Annotated in this window: 5 protein-coding genes and 1 pseudogene; all 6 read left to right on the forward strand. The window is 68.3% G+C overall.

All coding sequences use genetic code 11. From position 1 onward, the window contains the following. Positions 1-289: pseudogene (locus WAW85_RS08195) on the forward strand (hypothetical protein); the annotation flags it as partial. After that, entirely contained in the window at positions 286-945 is a 660-nt protein-coding gene (locus WAW85_RS08200; RefSeq protein ID WP_422559126.1) for a DUF2637 domain-containing protein, read from the forward strand. The pseudogene WAW85_RS08195 and the gene WAW85_RS08200, both read left to right, overlap by 4 nt. Then, positions 942-1328: a hypothetical protein gene (locus WAW85_RS08205; RefSeq protein WP_422559127.1), complete on the forward strand. Its 387-nt coding sequence runs from the start codon at positions 942-944 to the stop codon at positions 1326-1328. Before WAW85_RS08200 ends, WAW85_RS08205 begins: the two co-directional genes overlap by 4 nt. Then, on the forward strand, positions 1325-2173 hold the full coding sequence (locus WAW85_RS08210; RefSeq protein ID WP_422559128.1) for a hypothetical protein: 849 nt from the start codon (positions 1325-1327) through the stop codon (positions 2171-2173). Before WAW85_RS08205 ends, WAW85_RS08210 begins: the two co-directional genes overlap by 4 nt. Beyond that, complete coding sequence (locus WAW85_RS08215) at positions 2166-3206, forward strand: ParB N-terminal domain-containing protein (protein WP_422559129.1); 1041 nt, start codon at positions 2166-2168, stop codon at positions 3204-3206. Before WAW85_RS08210 ends, WAW85_RS08215 begins: the two co-directional genes overlap by 8 nt. Positions 3207-3274: 68 nt before the next feature. Beyond that, positions 3275-3893: hypothetical protein (locus tag WAW85_RS08220; protein ID WP_422559130.1), on the forward strand; the 619-nt coding region annotated here is incomplete at its 3' end.

Below are 3893 nucleotides of genomic sequence, written 5' to 3' on the forward strand. Positions count from 1 at the left end.
CCCCGGCATGGGCGCAGCCAGTTCCAGTCCTGACCGGTTGGCGGCATGGGTAGCGTCCCGTGCGGAGGGAGCCCGTAACCAAGGGCTGTTCTGGGCGGCGTGCCGGATGGTCGAAGCCGGTCACAACTTTGACGCCTCCGTGGCCGTGCTCGGCGAGGCTGCCCGCGCGGCCGGCCTGACCGAACGCGAGGCAGAGACGACCATCCGGTCGGCGTACCGCACCACGTCCCCCGATCTCCAGCGAACCCCGGCTACCGGGACGACGCCGATAGAGGTGACCGGCCCGTGAACACCCAGTCGATGGGCACAGGGCCGATGAGTCTGGTCGTCGCCACCGCCGTCTCCGGGACCGTGCTGATCGCCGCCGGTGCGTTCTGGCTTTCGTTCACGTCGCTGGCCGATCTGGCTCGGCAGTCTGGCATCGCGCCGGAGCAAGCGTGGGCTTGGCCGCTCATCGTCGACGGCATCATCGTCGTCGCCACCGTCGCCGTGGTCGCCCTCTCCCCGGCTGCCCGGCCTCGGGCGACGTGGTATCCGTGGCTCCTGCTCGCCTCCGGCGCAGCCGTCTCGGTCGCGGCGAACGCGCTGCACGCGGTGATCGCCGCCGACGCATCCGTGCCCGCCGTTGTTGCAGCGGCCGTTGCGTCGGTGCCGCCCATGGTGCTGCTTGCCATCACTCACCTGACGGTGCATCTGACCCGCAACGTCAAGGCCGCAACCCGTCCAGACTCCGGCGAGCTTCCCCCTGCACTAGCCGCACCCACGTCGGAGGCGAGCGCCGTCGACCAGCGCGCCGAGGCGGAGCAACTGCGGCTCGAGGGGATGAGCAACCGCGCCATCGCCCGCTGCCTCGGCGTTCACCCCTCGACCGTCGGCCGCTGGCTGGCACCCACCGGCTCGACCCCCGAGCTATCGACCGCGCCTATCACGAAGGAGCAGCAATGAATCACGACCCCCATGAACACAGGACCGACAGGACCCTCGAGCCAGCGTTCCGGACGACCGAGGCGGTCGAGGCCGATGTCTCGGCTCTGGCCGTCCACCGCGATCCATCCCAGAGTCCGGCCGCGCGCCGGGGACAGGAGCCGGCCAAGGAGCAGAAGACGATCGCCTGGGTGCGCCCGTCCGAGCTGGTGACTGCCCTGGGCTCTGACCGGTTGCGTGGGGGCATCGACTTGGAGGCCGAGCTGGCGCGGCGGGCTCGCCGCACTCCGGCACAGGCAGCGTGGAAGGTCCGGCGCCGGATCACCCGCAACGCCATCGGACGACCGGATGCCTCGGCATCGGCATCGGCGCCGAGCGTCACCGACCAAGGGATTCGGCTGTGAAGCGGCCCGCGGACACCCGTCCGCCGTTCACCGACTCCGAAGGACTACGTGCAACGTTGCACCGCCTGCACTCTGCCGGTGAGCAGAGCTGGCGCGATGACCCCGAAGCAGCCGAGCTGATGCGCTACACGATGGACAAGTACGGGGCACTCGCACGCAAGCACCGCCTGGAGCCCGAGGAAGCAGCGGTCGCTGCATTCGAGGTCATGCGTACCCGCGCCGCACGCGACGCCTGCGACCCCTGGGCCGTGGTCACCCGCGCGGTGCAGGTCACGCTGATCGCCGAAGAACGCGCCAACGGGCTCCTGTGCTCCACCCACCAAGCACGCCGCCCGCAGGTCTCCGCACACCACGACGCCGAGCGGTTCAGCGACCGAGACGTGGCGCTGATCGACTACCACCCCGCGTTCAGAGACAACCTCATGACGGCCCTGGCCGACGGGCTCAACGAGGACAACGAGCCGACCAACGCCTTCTTCGCACTCGACGACACCGTGGAGGTCTTCATCGAGCTGGGGTGGCCGACCGAGATCGCACGCAGCGGCGTCGAGTACATCTGCAACCGCCTCGGCCGCTCGGACAACCGCCAGGCTGCGTTCGAGGCGTTGCGCCGCGACCGCCACCCGCTCGCTCTGCTGGACATCGACCAGAGCGCGTGGCTTTCGATGCTGAGGGCCGTTCTGGGCAACCAGAGCAGCGTCCGTGCCAAGACGAACGCGGGCCGCGGAGTTCTTCTACTACTGCTCATCGGATACGACGTTGACGACGTTCTCGACATGCCGGAGATTGCGCGGACGATCGTCGCGGCCGCCGATGCCCTCGTGCCAGGAGCGAGCCGTGTCTGACCAGAACGGGCACATCGAACTGGCGCGCACCGTCGACTCGATTGTCATCGGGTTCCGGCACCGCCAAGACCTCGGCGACATCGACGCACTGATGCGGTCGATCGAGCAGCATGGCCTGTTGCAGCCCATCACGATCACGCCTGACGGAGTGCTCGTCTGCGGTCGACGGCGGCTCGAAGCCGTGAAGCGGTTGGGCTGGCGCACCTTGAAGGTATGGGTACGTTCCGGCCTCTCGGACGTGTTGTCGCGCATCCTTGCGCAACAAGACGAGAACGAGCAGCACAAGCCGCTGACGCCGTTGGAGGAAGCAGCACTCTTCGACGAGCTGTCGCGGGTGCTCGCAGAGGATGCAGCACGCCGGCAGGAGGCGTCGCGGTTCGGAAGTCTGCCGACTCACGACGGAGTGAACGGTGGTGCGGACTCCGCACCACCGGAAATCATCGGCGAAGTGAGCGGTGGTGCGGACTCCGCACCAGCGTCTGGCCCAGGCAAGACCCGCATCCAGGCATCGCAACTGGTGACGAGGAAGCAGTCCCACCAGCGCTTGGAGCAGATTCTCGCGGTACGACGTGCGAGTGAGGATCACGGCCTTCCGTCCCTCGTTCGCGAGCTCGCAGCCAGGGAGTTGCGGGACATCGAGAACGGCGCCGACGTGTCACCGGCGTTCCATCGGGTCAAGGCAGCGATCGAACTCGCTGGAGCCGACTTTCCTGCGGAAGCGTCGACAACTGCCGAAGCACTTGAACAACTCCGGGACGAAGCCGACGAACGAGCCAGGCAGGACCGCGCACGAGGCGGCGGCAGACCGCGCGCCAAGAGGAACAACCCTGCCACCTCGCGGTCGCTGCGCGCGTTCGTCTTGACCTGGAGTGACCTCGACGGCTGGTCGCGCCACTACAACGCTGCCGACATCGCGGCCCAGCTCAAGGACTCCGATTGGGAGATGTTCGAGCGAGTGCTCGCCGAGACCATCGCCTTCGCTGACGCGGTGCGCTCAGCCCGTGCTTCCGCCGACGAGGCGATGAGCGCCTGAGCACGACCGCCGGGGACGCGCGGGCACCTATGTCGTGTCCACCCAAGTCCCCACCGGAAGGAACCCCAATGCTCCGCGAAGCCCCGGATCAGTTCCCGACTCGTCGTGTGCTCGTCGCCGCCATCGTCCTGCTCGCGCTCCTCGCGGCGCTCATCTTCGCCACCGTCTCCTTCCGATCCGGCACGCCCAGCGACCCAGGACTGGTCCCGACGACCGAGCTGCACGGGTCGGGGTCGTGGACACTCGGGGCGACTGAGGACACGTCAGGAGTGCTGCGTCCGTTGACACCGACCACTGATCCCGAGACCTTCGCGCGTCGCGTGGCAGCGGGGCTGTTCGATTGGGACACGACCAGCGCCACCAGCAGGAACACCTACGTCGAACGGCTGGTCGCCGTTGGAGATCCGAGCGGCGAGTCGACACCGGGGCTGGTCGCCGACATCGCCGGGTATCTGCCCAACGACGAAGCATGGCGACAACTGCGCAGCTACTCCACCCGCCAGCGAATCGAGCTCGACAGCCTGAGTGTGCCGACGCTGTGGGAGCAGGCTCTCGCCGAGGCCGGACCCGATGGGTTCGCGCCGGGGACGACGGCCTACACCGTGACCGGCGTCCGGCACCGGGCGGGTATCTGGGAGAGCGAGCCGGTGGCGAGTTCGCACGATGTCGCGTTCACCGTGTTCATCG

The organism is Gordonia sp. (in: high G+C Gram-positive bacteria) (assembly GCF_049299075.1).
Lineage (GTDB): Bacteria > Actinomycetota > Actinomycetes > Mycobacteriales > Mycobacteriaceae > Gordonia.

Bases quoted from the DNA above. Each gene is read 5' to 3' on its own strand.
- WAW85_RS08205 (WP_422559127.1), top strand. From the start codon at position 942: ATGAATCACGACCCCCATGAACACAGGACCGACAGGACCCTCGAGCCA.